At 63.4% G+C, this 20,066-nt stretch carries 19 protein-coding genes; 15 read left to right on the top strand and 4 right to left on the bottom strand.

From position 1 onward, the window contains the following. Positions 1–26 precede the first annotated feature (26 nt). Positions 27–416, bottom strand: a complete 390-nt coding sequence (locus NKH50_RS02155) for a VOC family protein (RefSeq protein ID WP_352479794.1) — start codon at positions 414–416, stop codon at positions 27–29. Between the two features lie 2 nt (positions 417–418). Beyond that, positions 419–766, bottom strand: a complete 348-nt coding sequence (gene erpA / locus NKH50_RS02160; protein WP_254818314.1) for an iron-sulfur cluster insertion protein ErpA — start codon at positions 764–766, stop codon at positions 419–421. Positions 767–839: 73 nt separating this feature from the next. On the opposite strand from erpA, the gene NKH50_RS02165 reads away from it, so the two are divergent. From NKH50_RS02165 to NKH50_RS02225, 13 genes are all read left to right on the top strand, one after another. Continuing rightward, positions 840–2,054, top strand: coding sequence for a deoxyguanosinetriphosphate triphosphohydrolase (locus tag NKH50_RS02165; RefSeq protein ID WP_352876406.1), 1,215 nt, complete (start codon positions 840–842; stop codon positions 2,052–2,054). Between the two features lie 61 nt (positions 2,055–2,115). Next, on the top strand, positions 2,116–3,873 hold the full coding sequence (gene argS / locus NKH50_RS02170) for an arginine--tRNA ligase (RefSeq protein WP_352876408.1): 1,758 nt from the start codon (positions 2,116–2,118) through the stop codon (positions 3,871–3,873). 103 nt (positions 3,874–3,976) lie between these two features. Beyond that, on the top strand, positions 3,977–7,630 hold the full coding sequence (locus tag NKH50_RS02175) for an SPOR domain-containing protein (protein WP_352876410.1): 3,654 nt from the start codon (positions 3,977–3,979) through the stop codon (positions 7,628–7,630). A 118-nt stretch (positions 7,631–7,748) separates the two neighbouring features. Further along, positions 7,749–8,768: a beta-N-acetylhexosaminidase gene (nagZ, locus tag NKH50_RS02180; protein WP_352505845.1), complete on the top strand. Its 1,020-nt coding sequence runs from the start codon at positions 7,749–7,751 to the stop codon at positions 8,766–8,768. A gap of 58 nt (positions 8,769–8,826) precedes the next feature. Then, positions 8,827–9,627 carry a segregation and condensation protein A gene (locus NKH50_RS02185; protein ID WP_352689972.1) on the top strand — a complete coding sequence of 267 codons (801 nt, stop codon included), beginning with the start codon at positions 8,827–8,829 and terminating at the stop codon, positions 9,625–9,627. Continuing rightward, complete coding sequence (gene scpB / locus NKH50_RS02190; protein WP_352689947.1) at positions 9,624–10,403, top strand: SMC-Scp complex subunit ScpB; 780 nt, start codon at positions 9,624–9,626, stop codon at positions 10,401–10,403. The genes NKH50_RS02185 and scpB overlap by 4 nt, the downstream gene beginning before the upstream one ends. 178 nt (positions 10,404–10,581) lie before the next feature. Beyond that, entirely contained in the window at positions 10,582–10,803 is a 222-nt protein-coding gene (locus NKH50_RS02195; protein WP_352505846.1) for a twin-arginine translocase TatA/TatE family subunit, read from the top strand. Positions 10,804–10,831: 28 nt separating this feature from the next. Continuing rightward, positions 10,832–11,518: a Sec-independent protein translocase protein TatB gene (tatB, locus tag NKH50_RS02200; protein ID WP_352505848.1), complete on the top strand. Its 687-nt coding sequence runs from the start codon at positions 10,832–10,834 to the stop codon at positions 11,516–11,518. Then, positions 11,515–12,378 carry a twin-arginine translocase subunit TatC gene (tatC, locus tag NKH50_RS02205; protein ID WP_254818322.1) on the top strand — a complete coding sequence of 288 codons (864 nt, stop codon included), beginning with the start codon at positions 11,515–11,517 and terminating at the stop codon, positions 12,376–12,378. Before tatB ends, tatC begins: the two co-directional genes overlap by 4 nt. Before the next feature lie 415 nt (positions 12,379–12,793). Then, entirely contained in the window at positions 12,794–14,098 is a 1,305-nt protein-coding gene (serS, locus tag NKH50_RS02210; RefSeq protein ID WP_352505849.1) for a serine--tRNA ligase, read from the top strand. Further along, positions 14,098–14,856, top strand: a complete 759-nt coding sequence (gene surE, locus NKH50_RS02215; protein ID WP_352505850.1) for a 5'/3'-nucleotidase SurE — start codon at positions 14,098–14,100, stop codon at positions 14,854–14,856. Before serS ends, surE begins: the two co-directional genes overlap by 1 nt. After that, the gene (locus NKH50_RS02220) at positions 14,853–15,518 is read left to right on the top strand and encodes a protein-L-isoaspartate(D-aspartate) O-methyltransferase (protein ID WP_352479785.1); all 666 of its coding nucleotides are present in this window, start codon (positions 14,853–14,855) and stop codon (positions 15,516–15,518) included. The genes surE and NKH50_RS02220 overlap by 4 nt, the downstream gene beginning before the upstream one ends. A 263-nt stretch (positions 15,519–15,781) precedes the next feature. Further along, positions 15,782–17,314 (top strand): peptidoglycan DD-metalloendopeptidase family protein, encoded by a 1,533-nt coding sequence (locus NKH50_RS02225; RefSeq protein ID WP_352704536.1) that lies wholly within the window; start codon positions 15,782–15,784, stop codon positions 17,312–17,314. Between the two features lie 97 nt (positions 17,315–17,411). Here the strand turns inward: NKH50_RS02225 and NKH50_RS02230 are convergent, their stop codons facing one another. Further along, positions 17,412–18,287, bottom strand: a complete 876-nt coding sequence (locus NKH50_RS02230; RefSeq protein ID WP_352876416.1) for an ATP-binding protein — start codon at positions 18,285–18,287, stop codon at positions 17,412–17,414. 148 nt (positions 18,288–18,435) lie between these two features. Next, entirely contained in the window at positions 18,436–18,672 is a 237-nt protein-coding gene (locus tag NKH50_RS02235; protein ID WP_254818400.1) for a hypothetical protein, read from the bottom strand. Here NKH50_RS02235 and yajC point away from each other — a divergent pair. Together yajC and NKH50_RS02245 are read left to right on the top strand one after the other, a co-directional pair. Next, positions 18,578–18,919, top strand: a complete 342-nt coding sequence (yajC, locus tag NKH50_RS02240) for a preprotein translocase subunit YajC (protein ID WP_254818328.1) — start codon at positions 18,578–18,580, stop codon at positions 18,917–18,919. The two genes, NKH50_RS02235 and yajC, sit on opposite strands and share 95 nt — an antisense overlap. Positions 18,920–18,971: 52 nt before the next feature. Beyond that, positions 18,972–20,042 (top strand): SecDF P1 head subdomain-containing protein, encoded by a 1,071-nt coding sequence (locus NKH50_RS02245; protein WP_352876417.1) that lies wholly within the window; start codon positions 18,972–18,974, stop codon positions 20,040–20,042. Positions 20,043–20,066 lie beyond the last annotated feature (24 nt).

Here is a 20,066-nt window from a genome sequence, read left to right on the forward strand (position 1 = left end):
GCCTCGATAGGCTGGTGGTCCGGAGACTAGCGATCCGGTGGATGACGTTCGACAAGGCCGATCGTATTGCCTGCCGGGTCCTTTAGGAAGGCCATCCATTCGCTTTCCCCGGCTTGGCCGAACAGGCCTTCGGTGTCGCGATGAACGAGCGCTGGCGGCGCGGTGAAGGGGATGCCGGCGGCCTTTGCCGAAGCGTGGAACTCGTCGAGGCCCGATATATCGAGATAGACGGTGCCGGCCGGCAGGCCGTCGGTGAAAAGCAGGCGCACGTCACCGGCCAGGATGAAGGCGATGCCCGGCGGGTCGAAACGCGCGTGCAGGCTCATGCCGAGCACTTCGCGCCAAAACGCCAGCGTCGCATCGAGGTCGCGCCCGGCGGAAAGCGCGACCTGACGGACCGCGCCGATGTGAGGCATTTCTAGATCGAGAAGCTGGTGCCGCAGCCGCAGGAGGCGACCGCATTCGGGTTTCTGATCTGGAACGACTGGCCCATCAGATCGTCGACGAAATCGATTACCGAGCCGCCCATGTAGACCAGCGACAGGTCGTCGATAAGTACGGTGGCGCCGTCCTTTTCGATGGCGACGTCGTCGTCATTGCGCCTGTCGACCAGATCGAACTTGTAGGAAAAGCCGGAACAGCCGCCGCCCTCGACCGAAACGCGCAGCGCCGTCTTACCGGCTTCGCTCGCCACAATCTTGGCGATCCGCCTGGCGGCGGCGTCGGTCATCTCGACTTTCATGGCAGTCTTGGCATCAGCGCCCATGGGCGTCACCTTGCATTCGGTTTCGTATGATAGGTATGAAGCGCGACGGGGCAAGTCAACTGCGGCATACGCTATGACCAACGAGTTGGGCGACATCGGATTCGGCTATCGGCCGCGCGCGGCCTATGCCAGCGACCCGGCAAAGTCGCGCGGGCGGTTGTTCGACGAGGTGGAAAGCCCGACGCGCACGCCGTTCCAGCGCGACCGCGACCGCATCATCCATTCGACGGCGTTCCGCCGGCTGAAGCACAAGACGCAAGTGTTCGTCGCGCACGAAGGCGACCATTACCGCACGAGGCTGACGCATTCGATCGAGGTCGCGCAAATTGCCCGCGCTCTGGCGCGGGCACTGCGCGGCGACGAGGACCTGGCCGAGGCGGTGGCCCTGGTGCACGACTTCGGCCACACGCCCTTCGGCCATACCGGCGAGGACGCGCTGAATGAGAAGATGGCCGCCTGGGGCGGATTCGACCACAATGCGCAGTCGCTGCGTGTGGTGACGCGGCTGGAGCGGCGCTATGCCGAGTTCGATGGGCTGAATCTCACCTGGGAAACGCTGGAGGGGCTGGTCAAGCACAATGGCCCACTGACCGATGCCAAGGGCAAAGGGCTGAAGGGGCCGGTGCCGCAGGCAATCCGCGACTATTCCGAACTGCACGACCTCGAGCTCGACCGCTTCGCCGGTATCGAGGCGCAGTGCGCGGCGATTGCCGACGACATCGCCTACAACACCCACGACATCGATGACGGCTTGAGGGCAGGGCTGTTGACGCTGGATATGCTGGAGGGCATCTCGCTGCCGGGGTCGATCCTCAAGGGCGTGCGTCAGCGCTATCCGGCGCTCGATGACGTACGCACCGGCCACGAGCTGATGCGCCGGCAGATCACCATCATGGTCGAGGACGTGATCGTCTCGACGACGGCCAATCTGGCGCGCATCAAGCCCGACAGCGCCGAAGCGGTAAGGGCGGCCGGCGAGACGATGGTGAGCTTCTCCGCCGAAACGGCCGTATCGGAAAAGGAGCTGAAGGCCTTTCTTTACAAGCATCTCTACCGGCACGCGGACGTCATGCGGGTGCGCGCCGATGCCGACCAGATCGTCAGGGACCTGTTCGACGTCTATTTCGCCGATCCGCGCGCCATGCCGGATGGCTGGCGCGAAGGGCTCGACCGGGCAGAGGACCGCGTCAAGGCGCGCAGTGTTGCCGATTTCCTGGCCGGCATGACGGACACTTATGCGCTCAAGGAACACCGGCGTTTGTTTGACCATACGCCGGATTTGAGCTAGGGCGGGCTCGATTTTGCCGGCCAGCGAGCCGGATCCCTGCAAAACCGTCAGAGCCACAGCAATGAACATCTTCGCCGATTTCAACGCGCGAATCATAAAGGCCGTCGAAGCGCTTGATTTGAAAGACAAGGATGGCGCGTCGCCGGACCTGTCGCGCATCGCTGTCGAGCCGCCGCGCGATGCCAGCCATGGCGACCTCGCGACCAACGCTGCCATGGTGTTGGCCAAGCCGACCGGCCAGAATCCGCGCGCGCTGGCAGAAAGGCTGGCCGAGGGGCTGCGCGCCGACGAGGATATCGCGGCCGCCGAGATCGCCGGCCCGGGCTTCGTCAATCTCAGGCTCAAGGACGGCTTCTGGCAGGCGCATCTGACGGCGCTGCTCGGCGAAGGCCGCAATTACGGCCGCTCGACGATCGGCGGCGGCAAGAAAACCAATGTCGAATATGTCTCGGCCAACCCGACCGGGCCGATGCATGTCGGCCATTGCCGGGGTGCCGTGGTCGGCGACGCGCTGGCCAATCTGATGGCCTTCGCCGGTTACGACGTGACCAAAGAATATGTCATCAACGATGCCGGTTCGCAGATCGACGTGCTCGGACGCTCGGTCATGCTGCGCTACCGCGAGGCGCTTGGCGATGAGATCGGCGACATTCCGGCCGGGCTTTATCCAGGCGACTATCTGATCCCCGTTGGTCAAGCGCTGGCCAGCGAATTCGGCCGCTCCCTGCTGCAGATGCCGGACGAGGAGGCGCTTGCCATCGTCAAGGACAGGACGATCGATGCGATGATGACGATGATCCGCGAGGATCTGGCGCTGCTCAACGTGCATCACGACGTCTTCTTCTCCGAGCGGACGCTGCATGCCAACAATGCGAAGAAGATCCGCTCGGCGATCAACGACCTGACGCTGAAGGGCCACATCTATAAGGGCAAGCTGCCGCCGCCCAAGGGCGAGAAGCCGGAGGACTGGGAGGACCGCGAGCAGACGCTGTTTCGCTCGACCGCAGTCGGAGACGACATGGATCGGGCGCTGGTCAAGTCGGACGGCACCTTCACCTATTTCGCCGCCGATGTCGCTTACCTCAAGGACAAGGTCGATCGCGGCTTCGTCGATCTGACCTATGTGCTTGGCGCCGATCATGGCGGCTATGTGAAACGGCTGGAAGCGCTTGCCCGGGCGATTGCCGGCGACGAGGTCAAGCTTACCGTGCTGCTTTGCCAGCTGGTGAGGCTGTTTCGCGCCGGCGAGCCGGTGCGCATGTCGAAGCGGTCGGGCGAGTTCGTGACCTTGCGCGAAGTGGTCGAGGAGGTCGGCCGCGACCCGATCCGCTTCATGATGCTCTATCGCAAGAACGACGCGCCGCTCGACTTCGACTTCGCCAAAGTGACCGAGCAGTCGAAGGATAATCCCGTATTCTACGTGCAGTATGCCTCGGCGCGCTGCCATTCGGTGTTCCGGCAGGCGAGCGAGCAGTTGGGCGAGGCCATGTTCGACCGCAACCAGCTGGCCGCCGAAGTGGCTTTGCTGACCGACGAGGGCGAGATCGGCCTGATCAGGAAGCTCGCCGAATATCCTCGGCTGATCGAAGCCGCGGCGCTCGCGCTCGAGCCCCACCGGCTGGCATTTTACCTCTACGAACTCGCTTCCAGCTTCCACGGACACTGGAACCGAGGCACCGACAATCCCGACTTACGTTTTGTTAAGGTTAACGACCGACAATTGACGCATGCCAGACTAGGGCTGGTGCAGGCTGTTTCGGACGTTTTGACGTCCGGCCTGACGCTGATCGGAGCCAATGCGCCCACCGAAATGCGTTAGGTTTGAGTAAAAAACCTGTCACCTTTTGCCCACATTGCGCTGGTAAGGGCCAACCCTACGCGACGTCCATGGCGTCCGAATGAGTGCGAGTTCGGGAACAATAATGGCAGACAGAACCCAGCTGAGAGCAGCCGACCACAACGACATCGCCAACGATGATCCGTTCGCGGAACTGACCAGGATCATGGGGTTCGACCCGCGCCAGCCGGTCAAACCGCAAACGCCGGCCCAGCCGAAAACCGCTGCCGCCGAACCGTCGGTGGACGAGGGCGATTTCGAGATCGATCTCGAGAAGGAGTTGATGGGCGAATTCGGCGCCGACGCCAACGACAATGCTTTCCCTGTCGAGCTTCGCGAGCCGGCACCCGAACCGGCTACCACGGATGAGATGGAGGACGCGCTTGCCGCCTCGTTCAACCAGGATTTCGCGTTCGGCGACAGTGCGGCGGATGATGGTGCTGCTGTTGCGGCCGCTCCTGTTGCCGCCGACGAAATTGCCTCCGGCCCCGAAAGGGCATTCGCTCCCGCTGTCGAGCCGGAGTTCGACGAAGAGTTCGATAATGCCGTCGCCGGCTCGCTCGAAGACGTGTCGCCGTTCGAGGACGACCTTTCGAGTGACGACGACCCTGCCGCCTCGCTCGACCAGGAATTTCGGCTCGACGACGACGTGACGGGCGAGGACGAACCCAAGGCCGCAGCCGAGGCGATCGAGCCGGTCGACGAGCCCGCCTTCGACAACGAGTTCGACGACGCCGTGGCAAGTTCACTCGAAGACGAGCTGATGCTCGAAGAGCATGAGCCGATGGAGCAGGCGGTCGCCGCTGAAACGGCGGCGCAAGCGGCCGCGCCTGCGTTCGATGACGAGTTCGACGATGCGGTTGCAAGCTCGCTTGAAGACGAGCGGATGTTTGACGAGCAGGAGCCGGCCGATAACGCCGCCCCGGTATCGCCGGTTGAGGCGGCCGATGAGAATTTTGCCGGCCATGCCGATGATGCCATGGCTGATGTCGACATGGACTTCGACGTTCGTGCGAACGAGCCTGCCGAAATCGAAGAACCAGAGTTTATCGAAGAGCTGTCGATCGAAGAGCCAGAGGCCGCCCGGCTTTCCGGCACGGCCGCTGAAGCGGCGCTCGACGACGATTTCGATCTGAGCTTCGACGATGCGCCTGCCGAGCACGCCGAACAGCCCGTAGCGCAGGTCGTTGCAGCCGAACCCGCGGCCCAGGCCGCCGCTGTCGTCCCAACGGCCCCAGTGGCCGAGGAACGCAGCCTGGAGGACGAACTGAACGCGCTGTTGGGTGCGATGAGCACACGGCCGGCACCAGCGGTCAACGAACCTCAGACAAGCCAGCAGCCTGCCCAGCAGCCCGTGATGGCTGTTCAGCAGCCCATCGCGCCGGTAATTCAGAAGCCAGCAGTGGCTGCCGAACAGCCAATGGCGGCGGTCAAAGATGCCGCCAACGACCCGGTGCATGTTGTCGACGAGCTGGATTGGGAACTCGACGAGCACGAGCCCGCTGAGCCGCCGCAGTCCAGTGCCGCCGATGACGCCGATCTTGGCAGTGTCCTCCTCGATGAGCTTGAAGGCGAGGATTTCGGTGTTGAAGCCGCTGCCGGACCTGCGGGTGATTTAGACAAAGATGCGCTCGATGCCGACTTCGCCAGGAACATCGGCCTGGACCATGACTCGGCCGACAAGAGTGCGGCAGCTGCTGCCGAAGAAGACCCGCTCGATGCGCTGAACTGGCTGACGACACGCGCCACGCCGCCCGAGCCGGCCCGCTCGTGGAGCCGCGTGACGCCGGTCGCACAGCCTCAACCCGCTTTTGCAAGCCAGCCGGTGGCTTCGGCGCGTCCGGCACCACCACCGCAACCGGCTGCAACGCCATCCTATCGGGCCGCACCGGTCGAAGAGAGGCCGTCCTATGAAGGCCAGGTATCCCGTGAAGATAGGTCATCCTATGAAGATCGGCCCGCCTACATGGAAGCTGCGCCAAGCTCGCATCAACAGCCTTCCGCCTATGACGAGATGCCCGATGTCGAGACGGTCGACGTGCCCGAGCGCGTCGTGGCGCTGGCGGACGATCTCGACATTCCGGAGCTCAACTTCGACGATGACGAGCCGGTGGCGCCCCCCTACGACGATCTCGATGCCGATTTTGCCAGCCTTCTCACCGAAATGAATGCCACGGATATAGCGCCGGCCCCGGTGCGCAGTGCTGGCTATGACGATGAATACGATGCCGGCTTCGCGTCTGGCTACAAGCAAGATCGCGGCGAGACGCGCGCCTATGGCGCAAAGCCTGCGGAAGCCCCTGTCAGCCCGGCAGCCGCTTCCTATGCAGATGCAGCGGACGGTTTCGATCTGGGCCCATTGCCCGGCGGCCAGCCGGTTTCGCAAGCCGACGATTTCACCTTCGATGAGCTCGACTACGATCCCGAACTGGACGAGGAGATGTCAGTTCCCGGCCTCGCCGAACGCGAGGCCGAAAGGCAGCCGCGCAGGCGCGGGCTGCTGATAGGTGCGGTGGTCGGCGCCGTTGCGATCGCCGGAGGCCTTGGCGCCTTTGCGTTGACCGTCGGCGACAAGAGCGGCGGCGATGCGCCGGTCATCGTCAAAGCCGACAACAGGCCGATCAAGATCAAGCCGGAAAATCCAGGCGGCACTGTCGTGCCGAACCAGGACAACAAGGTTTATGACGCTGTGGCCAAGGGCGCCAAGCCCGCCGAGCCGGTTCAGCAGAAGCTGGTCACCAACACCGAAGAGCCTGTGGACCTGAAGGCCAACGAACCGGAGAGCCGCGTCGTCGATCTTTCGCCCAATGACCCCGATGCCGCAGACGATATCGACGCGCCCGGTACCGTGGCGTCCGATAGCAATGCGTCTGGCGCCAACGCGCCTGACGCCAATGCACTTGGCGCCAATGCGGCTGGCGCTACCGAAACCGCCGCCACACCGGCGCCCAAGTCCGAGGATCGCATCGCGCAGGTTCTGCAGGAGGTCGACAAGGGTGCCGAGACCGTCGCCGTTGCGCCGCGCAAGGTACGGACCATGGTCGTGAAACCTGACGGCTCGCTGGTGGCGCGCGAGGATCCGGCGCCAGCCGCCCCGCAGATGGCCGCTGCCGAGCCGGCCGATCCGGCGCCGCAGCACGTGGCTCCGGCCGCCCAGGCCGACGCCGCCGCGCAGACCGGCACCGTGCCCCTGATCGACCAAATGACAAGCGACCCGAAGATTGGCGACCCGAAGATTGGCGACCCGAAGATTGGCGACCAGCCGAGTGGCGATCAGGCGAGCGGCGATCAGGCCGAAACCTCCAAGCTGCAGCCGGCGCCCAAGCCCGACACAAAGGCTGAAGCCAAGGCCCAGGCGTCAGCCAGCAAGCAGTCGGCCACCACCCCGGCCACGGTTCCGGTGGCGCCGCAGCGCCCGTCCGACCAGCCGGTCGACGTGGTCGGCGAGGTCAAGCCCGATCAGGTTGCTTCCATCGATCCGGCCGCTGCCGGCGCTGGTTCGTGGTCGATACAGATCGCTTCGCAGCCGACAGTCGAAAGCGCCCAGGCGACTTACCAGGATCTGCAGCGCCGCTACGGCAGCGTGCTTTCCGGCCGCACCGCCAACATCGTCAAGGCCGAGATTGCCGGCAAGGGCACCTTCTACCGCGTCCGCGTTCCGGCGCAGTCTCGCAACGAGGCGATCAAACTGTGCACCAGCTACAAGGCCGCCGGCGGCAATTGCTTCGTGTCCCACTAGCGGCACCAAAGCCCCTCGAAAAGCCGGCGCCCGCGCCGGCTTTTTTGCGTGAACGGAAACCTTTGGAGGCAATTGCGGGCGATTCCCTTTGTCGTCGCGAAGCTCTAAACTGTTCCGCATGACCGAATCAAAATCCATGATCCTCGGCTGCGCCGGGAAATCACTGAGCCGCGACGAGATCCGATTCTACCGCAACGAATGCCCGTGGGGCTTCATCCTGTTTGCGCGCAATATCGGCGAGACCGAGCAGATCCGCGATCTGGTCGCCGCCATGCGCGACTGCGTCGGGCGTGCGGACGCGCCGGTATTCATCGACCAGGAGGGCGGCCGCGTGCAGCGCCTGCGGCCGCCGCTGGCGCCGAACTATCCGGCTGCCGGTGCACTCGGCGCCTTGTGGCGCGACGACCATGACGCCGGCACCCGTGCCGCATGGCTAATGGCGCGGCTGCATGCCTTCGACCTGCTGCGCTACGGCATCACGGCGGATTGCCTGCCGGTGCTCGATGTGCCGATCGAGGGCGCCAGCGACGTCATCGGCGCGCGCGCCTATGGCAAGGAGCCGCGCGCCGTCATCGAATTGGGTCGCGCCGCGGCGGAAGGCCTGATGGCAGGCGGCGTGCTGCCGGTGATGAAGCATATTCCCGGTCATGGAAGGGCCTTCGCCGATACGCATTTCGAACTGCCCACCGTCGATGCCTCGATCGGCGACCTGCAGCGGCATGATTTTGCGCCATTCAGGGAGCTCAACCATTTACCGATGGCGATGACGGCGCATGTCGTCTATAGCGCGATCGACCCGAAGAACCCGGCCACCACATCCGGCAAGGTCATCGAAAAGATCATCCGCGGCGAAATCGGCTTCGACGGTCTGTTGATGAGCGACGACACTTCGATGAAGGCACTTTCTGGGGATTTCCCGTCAAAGGCGGCCGCTATCCTTGCGGCGGGCTGCGATCTGGTCCTTCACTGCAACGGCGTGTTCGAGGAGATGGCCGGCATTGCATCGCGAACGACCGGCCTTGAAGGCAAGTCGTTTGAGCGCGCGGAGCGGGCGCTGACCTATATCAGGAACCGTGACGTTGCGGACGAGACCGAGATTCGGGCCGAATTTGCCAGTTATTTCGACGCGGTAGCCTAGCATCAAAGGAAGCTAAGTGGCGGAAGCATTGGACCTGAAGGCCGGCAAGGCCGCACCGATGGACCGCTTGTGGGCCGAGAACGACGATTCCCGGCTGACCGGCGATCCGGCGTTGGTCGTCGATGTGGCCGGTTTCGAAGGTCCGCTCGATCTTCTGCTGCATCTTGCCCGCAATCAGAAGGTCGACCTGTCGCGCATCTCGATCCTGGCGCTGGCCGAACAGTATCTGGCATTCGTCGAGAAGGTGAGGGCGCTCAGGCTGGAGCTTGCCGCCGACTATCTGGTGATGGCAGCGTGGCTGGCGTTTCTCAAGTCGAAGCTCCTGATCCCCAAGCAGCCCGGCGACGAAGGCGAAAGCGGCGAGGAACTGGCGGCGGTGCTGCAGTTCCGGCTGAAGCGGCTGGAGGCGATGCGCGACGCGGCGGCACGGCTGGTCAACCGCAACCGGCTCGGACGCGACGTGTTTGCACGCGGCATGCCGGAGATGGTGATCGTCGAGAGGCGCAATGCCTATTCGGCCTCGCTCTATGACCTGTTGACCGCCTATGCCCAGCAGCGCCAGAAGCAGGCGATCACCAATGTGACGATTGCCAGGCGCGGCGTGTGGTCGCTCAAGGATGCGCGCGACGTGCTGACCAGGCTGATCGGGTCGCTGCGCGACTGGACGGCGCTCGACAGTTTCCTGGTCGAATATCTGGCCGGCCCGGAAGACCGGCGCACCGCGGTTGCCAGCTCGTTTGCCGCGACACTGGAACTGGTGCGCGAAGGCAAGATGGAAATGCGGCAGGACCAGGTGTTCGCGCCGCTTTATCTGCGCGGCCGCGCCCAGGCCATCAAGATAGTCGAGGTGACATCATGAGCGAACGCGCCAACGCTTCGATCATTCCGTTCAAGGTCGAGGACGACGCCGAGCAAGGCGCGGTCGCCGAGAATCCGGCACAAAATCAGGGGCAAAATTTGTCGCGGAATCCTGGCGAGCGGCTGCATATAGCGGAGGCCGTACGGATGGCCGAGGCGATCGTATTCGCCAGCGCCGAGCCGGTCAGCGAAAAACAGCTCACTTCGCGACTGCCCGACGGCATCAACATTGCCGCGGCAATGGCCGAACTGCAGCAGATCTATGCGCGGCGCGGCGTCAATCTGGTGCGCGTCGGCGATGCGTGGGCGTTTCGCACCGCCGGCGACCTCGCCTTCCTGATGAGCCGTGACACGGTGCAGCAGCGCAAACTGTCCCGCGCTGCCCTCGAAGTGCTGGCGATCATCGCCTACCACCAGCCGGTAACGCGCGCCGAGATCGAGGACATCCGCGGCGTCGAGACGTCAAAGGGGACGCTCGACACGCTGATGGAGACCGAATGGGTGAGGATGCGCGGCCGGCGCCGCACGCCCGGCCGTCCCGTCACCTATGGCACGACCGATATTTTCCTCGACCATTTCGCACTGGAGGAGATACGCGATCTCCCCGGCATGGAGGAATTGAAGGGTGCGGGGCTGCTGTCCGGCCGTATGCCGTCGAATTTCTCGGTGCCGCTGCCGCCGGCCGACCCCGATGCGCTCACCGACGACGAGGATCCGCTGACCGATATCGACCTCGAGGAACTCGGCCTTTTGACGCCGCGCGTCACGGAAGATTGAGCCAAGCGCCATCTTAAAGCCACAGGCAGGATGGAACTGCGCCGATTGGTAGCGGGCCGCTGTGCCGAAAGTGCGTGACTTCGGCCACTCATTCATGAACTCTGTCGCAGTTCTGTTTGAATCCGAACCCGAAAGCGCATAGATCAGCGTCTGGGAAACCGTTCGAGAGAGATTTGCTATGGGTTCATTTTCGATTTGGCACTGGATGATCGTTCTGGTGATCGTGCTGCTGGTCTTCGGCCGCGGCAAGATCCCCGAGCTGATGGGCGACATGGCCAAGGGCATCAAGAGCTTCAAGAAGGGCATGGCGGACGACGACGCTGCCGACGACAAGCGTACCGTCGAACACCGTGCCGACGAAACCGTTTCGGTACCGAAGGAAAAGGCCAGCAAAGGCTGAGCCCAAACTTTAGTCGGAACGTATAGCCATGTTCGAAGTCGGCTGGACCGAGATGCTGGTGATCGCGATCGTCATGATCGTGGTCGTCGGGCCCAAGGATTTGCCCAACATGCTGCGCACCTTCGGTCGCACGACGGCGAAGCTGCGCGCCATGGCGTCCGATTTCCAGCGGCAGTTCAACGACGCGTTGAAGGAAGCCGAACTCGACGACGTCAAGAAGTCGGTCGATTCGCTGAGAAGTCTCAATCCGGCAGCCGAGATCAGGAAGCAGCTCAATCCATTCGAACAGGCCGCCGCCGACGTCCGTTCCGGCGTCGACGCCGTGATGAAACCCAAGCCGGCCGTCGATGCCGCCGCTTCGACGGAGCAGGCAGCCGAGCCGCTGAACAACGGCGCAACGACGATGCCGGGCGTCAGCCCGCCGGAGCCGACGCCGGCCACGCCGATCTTTCCGGCGATGACGGACGAGTCCGTCGTGGCGCCGGCCGTGCAGGCGCAAACGGCTGCGGCGGCAGTGCCGCAAAAAGCATCTACGGCAAGGAAGAAGCCGGCGCCCGCGAAAGCCGCGGCCGCCGCGCCGGCCAAGCCGGCAAAGACCGCTGCGCCAAAGGCCGCCGCAAAAGCCGAGCCGAAACCGCAGTCGCCAGCAGCGAAGAAGCCGGCGTCAGCAGCGAAGAAGCCGGCCGCCAGGAAAACGGCGGGAGCCGCCAAGTGAGCGTTTCGGACAAGGAAAAGGACGAGATCGAAAAATCGTCGGCTCCGCTGATGGAGCACCTGATCGAGCTGCGCCGGCGCCTGATCTGGTCGATCGGCGGTTTTTTTGTTGCCTTCCTGGTCTGCTTCTTTTTCGCCAAGCGGCTGTTCAACCTTCTGGTCATTCCGTTCAAATGGGCCACGCAATGGGCTGGGCTCGACCCGCACAAGGTCGAGCTGATCTATACGGCGCCACAGGAATTCTTCTTTACCCAGGTCAAGCTCGCCATGTTCGGCGGCATGGTCATAGCCTTTCCGCTGATCGCCACGCAGATCTACAAATTCATCGCGCCCGGCCTCTACAAGAACGAACGCAATGCCTTCCTGCCGTTCCTGATCGCCTCGCCGATCCTGTTCCTGATGGGCGCGTCGCTGGTCTATTTCTTCTTCACGCCGATGGTGATGTGGTTCTTCCTCGCAATGCAGCAGACCGGCACCAATGACCAGGTGCAGATTTCGCTGCTGCCGAAAGTGTCCGAATATCTCAGTCTGATCATGACGCTGATCTTCTCCTTCGGCCTGGTGTTCCAGTTGCCGGTAGTGACAAGCCTGATGACGCGGGTCGGCATGCTGTCGTCCACGGCCCTTGCCGAGAAGCGCAAATGGGCCATCGTCATCGCCTTCGTCGTGGCGGCGGTGCTGACGCCGCCCGACCCGATGAGCCAGATCGGCCTCGCCATTCCGACGATCCTGCTCTACGAGGTCTCGATCTGGTCGGCCCGGCTGATCGAACGCAGCAAGGAGCGCGACCGTGTGGCTCGCGAAAAACAGGACGCCACGGAAGAGGTGGCCGACAAGCCGGCGGACGCGTCTTCGACGTAGGTTCGGTTGAAGCGGACAGCATCTTTCTTCCGGCCGCTGCAACTTTGTTCTTGCTTTGTGCCGGCAGCTATGCTACTAATTTGGCTATGGTGCCAATTGGCTCCAAAAACCCGCCCACTCAGGGCGGGTTTTTTTGTTTCTTCCTTTTGAAGTTCCGGTGTTGCCGCCTGAGGTCGGCGGGACAGCGCCCCCCTCTGTCCTGCCGGACATCTCCCCCACTTGGGGGGAGATTGGCAACTTCGCCGATGGCTTGCTTTTTCAGCGCCGGAGATTGGCGAAAGCCGCAGTGACGGCCGATCTCCCCACCCGTGGGGGAGATGTCCGGCAGGACAGAGGGGTGCGCGAAGGAACTCTGCCTTGACGCCTTGCATCGATGCGGTTTACCCCCTCTGGCCTACTCAAGGACGAACAGACCATGCTTGACATCAAATGGATTCGCGACAACCCGAAGGCCCTTGTCGAAGCGCTCCAGAAGCGCTCGTGGTCGGCTGAGGATGCGCGGTCCACGGTCGACGACTTGATCGCGGCGGATGAGGCGCGGCGCGAGCATCTGACCGAGCTGCAGGCCAGACAAGAACGCCGCAACGCCGCCTCGAAGGAGATCGGCAATGCCATGCGCTCGGGCGACGCCGCTCTTGCCGAAAGGCTGAAGGCCGAGGTCGGCGAGATCAAGGCCTTCATCCAGAATGGCGAGGCGCGCGAGCGCGAGCTCGACAAGGCGCTGAACGATGTGTTGGCTGTGCTGCCAAACGTGCCGTTCGACGACGTGCCGGTCGGCAAGGACGAGCACGACAACGTCGTCAAGCGCGTCGTCGGCGAGGTGCCGACGCGGCCGAACTGGGTGAAGGAGCATTTCGAGATCGGCGAAGCGCTCGGCATGATGGATTTCGAGCGGGCAGCACGGCTTTCCGGCTCGCGCTTCACCGTACTCAAAAGCGGCCTGGCGCGGATGGAACGCGCGCTCGGCCAGTTCATGCTGGATCTGCACACCACCGAGCACGGCTATGTAGAGATCCAGCCGCCGTTGATGGTGCGCGACGAGGTGCTTTTCGGAACCGGGCAACTGCCGAAATTCGAGGAGGATTTATTCTTCGTTCGGCACGGGGACGGCAGGCTTGGCCTGATCCCAACCGCCGAAGTGCCGCTCACCAATCTCGTTCGCGACGAGATCACGCCGCACGAAAAACTGCCGCTGCGCTATACGGCGCTGACGCCGTGCTTCCGCTCCGAGGCGGGCTCGGCCGGGCGCGACACGCGCGGCATGCTGCGCCAGCACCAGTTCTACAAGGTCGAACTGGTGTCGATCACCGACCAGGAGACTTCGGTTGCCGAGCATGAGCGCATGACCGAATGCGCCGAGGAGGTGCTGAAGCGGCTCGGCCTGCCGTTCCGCACCGTGACGCTGTGCACCGGCGACATGGGCTTTGGTGCGCGCAAGACCTACGACATCGAGGTCTGGCTGCCCGGCCAGAATGCCTATCGCGAGATATCGTCGTGCTCGGTATGCGGCGATTTCCAGGCGCGGCGCATGGACGCCCGCTACAAGGACAAGGACGGCAAGGGCAACCGCTTCGTCCACACGCTGAACGGTTCGGGCACCGCCGTCGGCCGCGCTCTCATTGCCGTCATCGAAAATTACCAGAACGAGGACGGCAGCGTAACCATTCCTGAAGCGCTTCGGCCTTACATGGGCGGTCTGGAAAAGATCGAATCGACATAATGCGCATCCTTCTGACCAACGACGACGGCATCCATGCCGAGGGCCTTGCATCACTCGAACGCATCGCGCACACGCTGTCGGACGACGTCTGGGTGGTGGCACCGGAACAGGATCAGTCCGGCTATGCGCATTCGCTGTCGATCTCGGAGCCGCTGCGGCTCAGGAAAATCGGCGAAAAGCACTTTGCGGTGCGCGGCACGCCGACCGACTGCGTCATCATGGGCGTGAAGAAGATCCTGCCCGAAGCGCCTGACCTGATCCTGTCCGGCGTCAATTCCGGGGCCAACATCGCCGACGACGTCACCTATTCGGGCACGGTCGCCGGCGCCATGGAAGGCGCGCTGCTCGGCGTGCGCTCGATCGCCATCAGCCAGGCCTATTCCTATGTCGGCGAGGACCGCGTCGTTCCCTACGAGACCGCCGAAGCGCTGGCGCCGGCGCTGCTCGAAAAGCTCGTCGCCATGCCGTTGCCGGACGGCGTGCTGCTCAACGTCAATTTTCCGAATTGTACGCCGGAAGAGATCGCCGGAACTGTGGTTACTTCGCAGGGCAAGCTGGTCCACAGCCTGTGGGTCGACGAGCGGCGCGACGGGCGCGGCTTGCCTTACTACTGGCTGCGCTTCGGCCGCGAGCCGGTCGAGGGCAAGCAAGGCACCGACCTCCATGCCTTGCGCAATCGGCTGGTGTCGGTGACGCCGCTGCAGCTCGATCTCACCGCGCATGAAATCCGCGATCAACTGGCCAAGGCGCTCGCATGAACTCAAACCACGCTGCAACGGTCGACGAGCGCGAAGGTTTCGCTGCCTTCCTGCTTCGCCTGCGCGGCAGGGGCACGGTGCCGAAGGCGCTGATCGCCGCCTTTGAGGCGACGCCGCGGCGCGGCTTTCTGTCTCCGCATTTTCACTCCATAGCCTGGTCGGACCGTATGCTGCCGATCGAATGCGGCGAGGCCATCGAAGGCGCCGACCTGCAGGCGGCGGTGATCGCGGCACTTGCGATCGAGCCGGGCAACCGCGTGCTCGAGATCGGCACCGGGTCGGGCTACACGGCGGCGGTGATGTCGCGGCTTGCCGCGCGGATCGTCACCATCGACCGTTACAAGACGCTGGCCGAACAGGCCCGGCAGCGCCTTGAGGCACTCGCCATCGGCAATGTCATCGTGCGTCAGGCGGACGGTTCCAACGGACTGGCCAACGAAGCGCCGTTCGACCGCATCGTTGCCTGGGCGGCCTTCGACAGCCTGCCGCGCTTTCTCCTCGATCAATTGTCGAGCGGCGGCATCGTCATCGCGCCGATCGGACCCGACGAGGGCGAGCAGGTGCTGGCCAAGCTTACCAAGGTCGGCAGCCGCTTCGAACGCGAGGATATCGGCCTGGTGCGCCTGCAGCCGATCCTGCACGGTGTCGCCGCAGTGATCTAGGCTGTGTCGATATTCAGGTGAGGTCGGCCTGCAAATGGCGGTTTCCTCCGCTTCCGGTGCTCATGTACCCAAAAGTACGCTCCGCTCCGGTTCTCGGAACCTACCATTTTCGGCTCGGCCTGACCTGAATCTCGGCACACCCGGCGCCCGGATCCTGGAATATTTTAAGAAAATTTGCGCCTGATTCTACAGGTTTAACCGACCGGTAACATTAACGCGCTTTAATCACACTCAGTTGTACCGGGTCTGTGCGGGTTAGTGCGATGCAATTCAGTGTTTTGAAGGCAAACGGACGCAATCTGGCGCGTGGCTGCGCCGTCCTCATGATCGCAGGCGCTGCGACGGGGTGTAGTTCCCAGGTGGCGCGGTTCAACAGCGTCGACGACGTGTTCACCGCCTCGACCAACAACCAGCGCGCCATCATCGACAAGCAGGATGCTGCCCAGCCCTATCCGGGCGATGTTGCGGCCGCGCCGATCGACGGCAGCCACACCCAGTCGGTCAGCCGCTCAAGCCTCGAACCGGTCACGGCGCAGCAATTGCCACCGCCGGCTCCCGCCCTGGCACCTGCCGCCCGGCCGGTGCGTACCGCTGCCGCGCCGGCCCTGGCGCCTGCCGCTCCTCGTGTCGACAGGACGGCAACCGGCACCGTCGCTCCGGCGGCAAGGCCGTTCAAGAACGCCGAGCCCGACGCGCCGCGCATGGCGACGGCCGCCGGCGCGCCGCATGCAACCGAGATCGTCGTCAAGGACGGCGAGACCATTTCCGGCCTGTCACGGCGCTACGGCGTGCCGGCCGATGCCATCATGAAAGTCAACGGGCTGAGCGCGACCAAGGGGCTGAAGACCGGCCAGAAGCTCGTCATCCCGGCCTATGCGTATTCGAGCAACGGCGCCGCGCCGAAAGTCGCCGACGCCAAGCCCGCGAACGGCACCAGGCACGACCAGCCGGCCGAGGCGCCGGCGAAGGTGGCCGTGCTGCCGCAGCAACCGAAGCTCAGGGAAGGCAAGTCTGCCGCGCAGGTGGACGCCTCGGCTGCCGCGAGCCAGCCGAAGGATGGAAAGACTGCGGCGAAGGTGGCTTCGGCGACGGCCAAACCGGCCGGTGCCGGCGGCACTTACACGGTTCAGCAAGGCGATACGCTGTCCGCCATTGCCAGAAAGACCGGCGTCGGCGTCGTTGCGCTGAAGCAGGCGAACGGCATGCAGGATGGACTGCTCAAGATCGGCCAGACCCTGAAAGTGCCGGCAGGCGGAACCGCTGTCGTCGCCGGCGTGAAGCCGGCAAAGGTCGATCCGGTGACGACGGCCACCACCCAGCCGCCGGCCAAGGCCACGCCGACGCAGACGCTCGCCTCCTACACGCCGCCGAAGAAGGATGCGAAAGTCATCCAGCAGGCCGAGGACGACGATGCGGTGGCGCCGGACGCGACCGGCATCGGCAAGATGCGCTGGCCGGTGCGCGGCCGCGTGATCTCAAGCTTCGGCGGCGGCAAGGACGGCGTCGACATTGCCGTGCCCGAGGGGACGCCGGTCAAGGCGGCTGAAAACGGTGTCGTCATCTATGCCGGTGACGGCCTCAAGGAATTCGGCAACACGGTGCTGGTGCGGCACGAAAACGGTCTGGTCACCGTCTACGGCCACGCCAGCTCGATCGAGGTGCAGCGCGGCCAGAAGGTCAAGCGCGGCCAGGAAATCGCCCTGTCCGGCATGAGCGGCACCACCGACTCGCCGAAACTGCATTTCGAAGTGCGCAAGAACTCGGCGCCGGTCGATCCTTCGACCTATCTCGAATAGACGACGAAAAGCGATTTGCGGGCCACCTGACCTTCAGCCCGCCGAGGAAGTCCGCTCCGCAAGGTGCGGGCTTCTTCTGCTGTTAGCCCTTGAGCGGCTAATCCTTCAGCGGCTTGCCGAGCCTGCCGGCCAGATCCTGGGTGAACTGCCAGGCGACGCGGCCCGAACGGCTGCCGCGCGTCGTCGCCCATTCCAGCGCCTCGGCGCGCAGCGTCTCGGGATCGATGGCGAGATCGTGATGGCGGACATAGCCGTCGATCATGTCGAGATATTCGTCCTGCGAACATTTGTGGAAGCCAAGCCACAGGCCGAAGCGGTCCGACAGCGAAACCTTCTCCTCGACCGCTTCGGACGGATTGATCGCCGTCGAGCGCTCATTGTCGATCATGTCGCGCGGCAACAAATGCCGCCGGTTCGAGGTGGCGTAGAAGATCACGTTGGCCGGGCGGCCCTCGACGCCGCCTTCAAGCGCTGCCTTCAGCGATTTATAGGACGTGTCGTCATGGTCGAATGACAGGTCGTCGCAAAACAGGATAAAGCGTAAGGGCGCTGCCTTCAGCAGGCTCATCAGCTTCGGAAGCGTGTCGATGTCTTCGCGATGGATCTCGATGAGCTTGAGCGGCAGGTCGAGCTCGGTCGAAGCGTTGACCGCGGCGTGCACGGCCTTGACCAGCGACGATTTGCCCATGCCGCGCGCGCCCCATAACAGCACGTTGTTGGCGGCATAGCCGGAGGCGAAGCGCTCGGTGTTGTCGACCAATATGTCGCGGACGCGGTCGACCCCGCGGATCAGGCCGATGTCGACGCGGTTGACCTTGAGCACCGGCTCCAGATAGCCGGGGTCGGCCTGCCAGACGAAGCAATCGGCGTCGCCGAGGTCGGTTTGCGGCACCGGCGGCGGCGCGAGGCGGGCGATCGCCTCGATCAGACGGTCGAGCTTCTGGCTCAGGATATCGATGGTGCTGTCGGTCATCTCTCGTCTTTTTGTTTCGCATTCGGGACGGTGCGGCAGGCCAACCTACCTGATTTCAGCGGTTTCGAAACTCGTCCCAAGCATTTGTTCGGGCATCATCTTTTGCGAAAACCGAGCGTCGCTTTTCGGGATCACCCTCTAACACGGCTCACCAGGCCGGAAAAGCAGCCGATTTGCCCGGCCGCGCAGTTGCATTGGCAACGTTACCGACTATATTCCGGCCAAATTTGGCGGGGCCGTCAAATTCCCAGAACGGTTTGCGGCTGTTTTTAAAATTCAGGAGTACCTCGATGTTCGTGACACCGGCATACGCCCAAGGCATCGGCGGGGACTCGTCCGCAATGTTTATCCAGATCGTGCCGTTTGCTCTGATTTTCGTGATCATGTATTTTCTGATCATCCGGCCGCAGCGCACGCAGCTGAAGAAGCGCGGCGAGATGCTGGCGGCGGTTCGCCGTGGCGACACCGTCGTCACCGGCGGCGGCTTTGTCGGCAAGGTGACCAAGGTCATCGACGACAACGAGCTCGAGATCGATCTCGGCGGTGGCACCAAGGTGACGGCGCTGCGATCGACGATCGCCGACGTGCGCGTCAAGGGCGAGCCGGTGGCGAACCAGAACGCCAAGAAATAACCGAATTGTCGGCGGAACGATCCGCGGGCAGGGCTCTGACGAACGACGGCATATGTTCCACCTTTGGCGCCTGAAGATGATCCTGAAGTGGCTTGCCTTGGCCGGCACGGTTGTCTTCCACGCGACTAATATCTTCGCCGCCGGTTTGCATACCACGCGACCCGAATGGCTTGCCGAAAGCCAGTCAATAGTTGAAGCAAGCCAGCAAGATGGTCCACACATCCTGCTCAGGTTGGATGTGACCGACGTGATCGAGGGCCGGCTGAAAGCGACACGCGACGAGGTCCGGTCGCTGCTACGCGAAGCAAGGATCGGCTATACCGGCCTTGCCAGTTCGGCTCGGACCGTTCAGGTGCACATAACAGATCCGGCTCAGCTTGACCTCGCCAAGGCGGCAATCAAAACGGTGACCGATCCTGTCGCGGACAGCGGCGTCCAGGAAATGACCCTGGACGACAGTGAGCCCGGCCTGCTCAAATTCACCGTAACGGATGCAGGTTTGAAGTATCGAACTTCGGCCGCGCTTGCACAGTCGGTTGAAGTCATCAAAGATCGTATCCGCGACCTGGGCGCCACCCACCCGGTGGTTCGGTCAACGAATGAAGACGGCATATTGGTCCGCACGTCGGGCGTTGCCGATCCGCAAAGGCTAGGACAAATTCTCACCCGGCCCGGTCACCTGAGCTTCCAACTCGTTGATCTGTCGATGCCAGTCGACGAGGCAATCAGCGGCCGCCCGCCCGTCGGCTCGGCGGTTTTTTATTCGATGGACGATCCTCCGGTTCCCTACTTGATCGAAAATCGGGTTATCCTTTCAGGTAAAAATGTGCTGGATGCGCAAGCAACCCGCAATTTGGCGACCGATGAACGCGTCGTCTCATTCCGGCTTGATTCCCGGGGTACGGCGCGTTTCAAATGGGCTACGACGCAATATATCGGCAAGCCGTTTGCGGTTATATTAGACGATAAGGTTATTTCGGCGCCTGTTATCCGAGAGCCCATTGAAGGCGGCACCGGTCAGATATCGGGAAATTTCACCGCTGAAAGCGCCAATGACCTCGCCCTGCTGCTGCGCACCGGCCCCTTGCCAGCAAGATTGACAATCGCCGAGGAAGCACGATAGGGCCGGCCGTGGTCAGAATTAGAA

It is taken from the genome of Mesorhizobium sp. M1027, assembly GCF_040318745.1.
Taxonomy (GTDB): Bacteria; Pseudomonadota; Alphaproteobacteria; order Rhizobiales; family Rhizobiaceae; genus Mesorhizobium.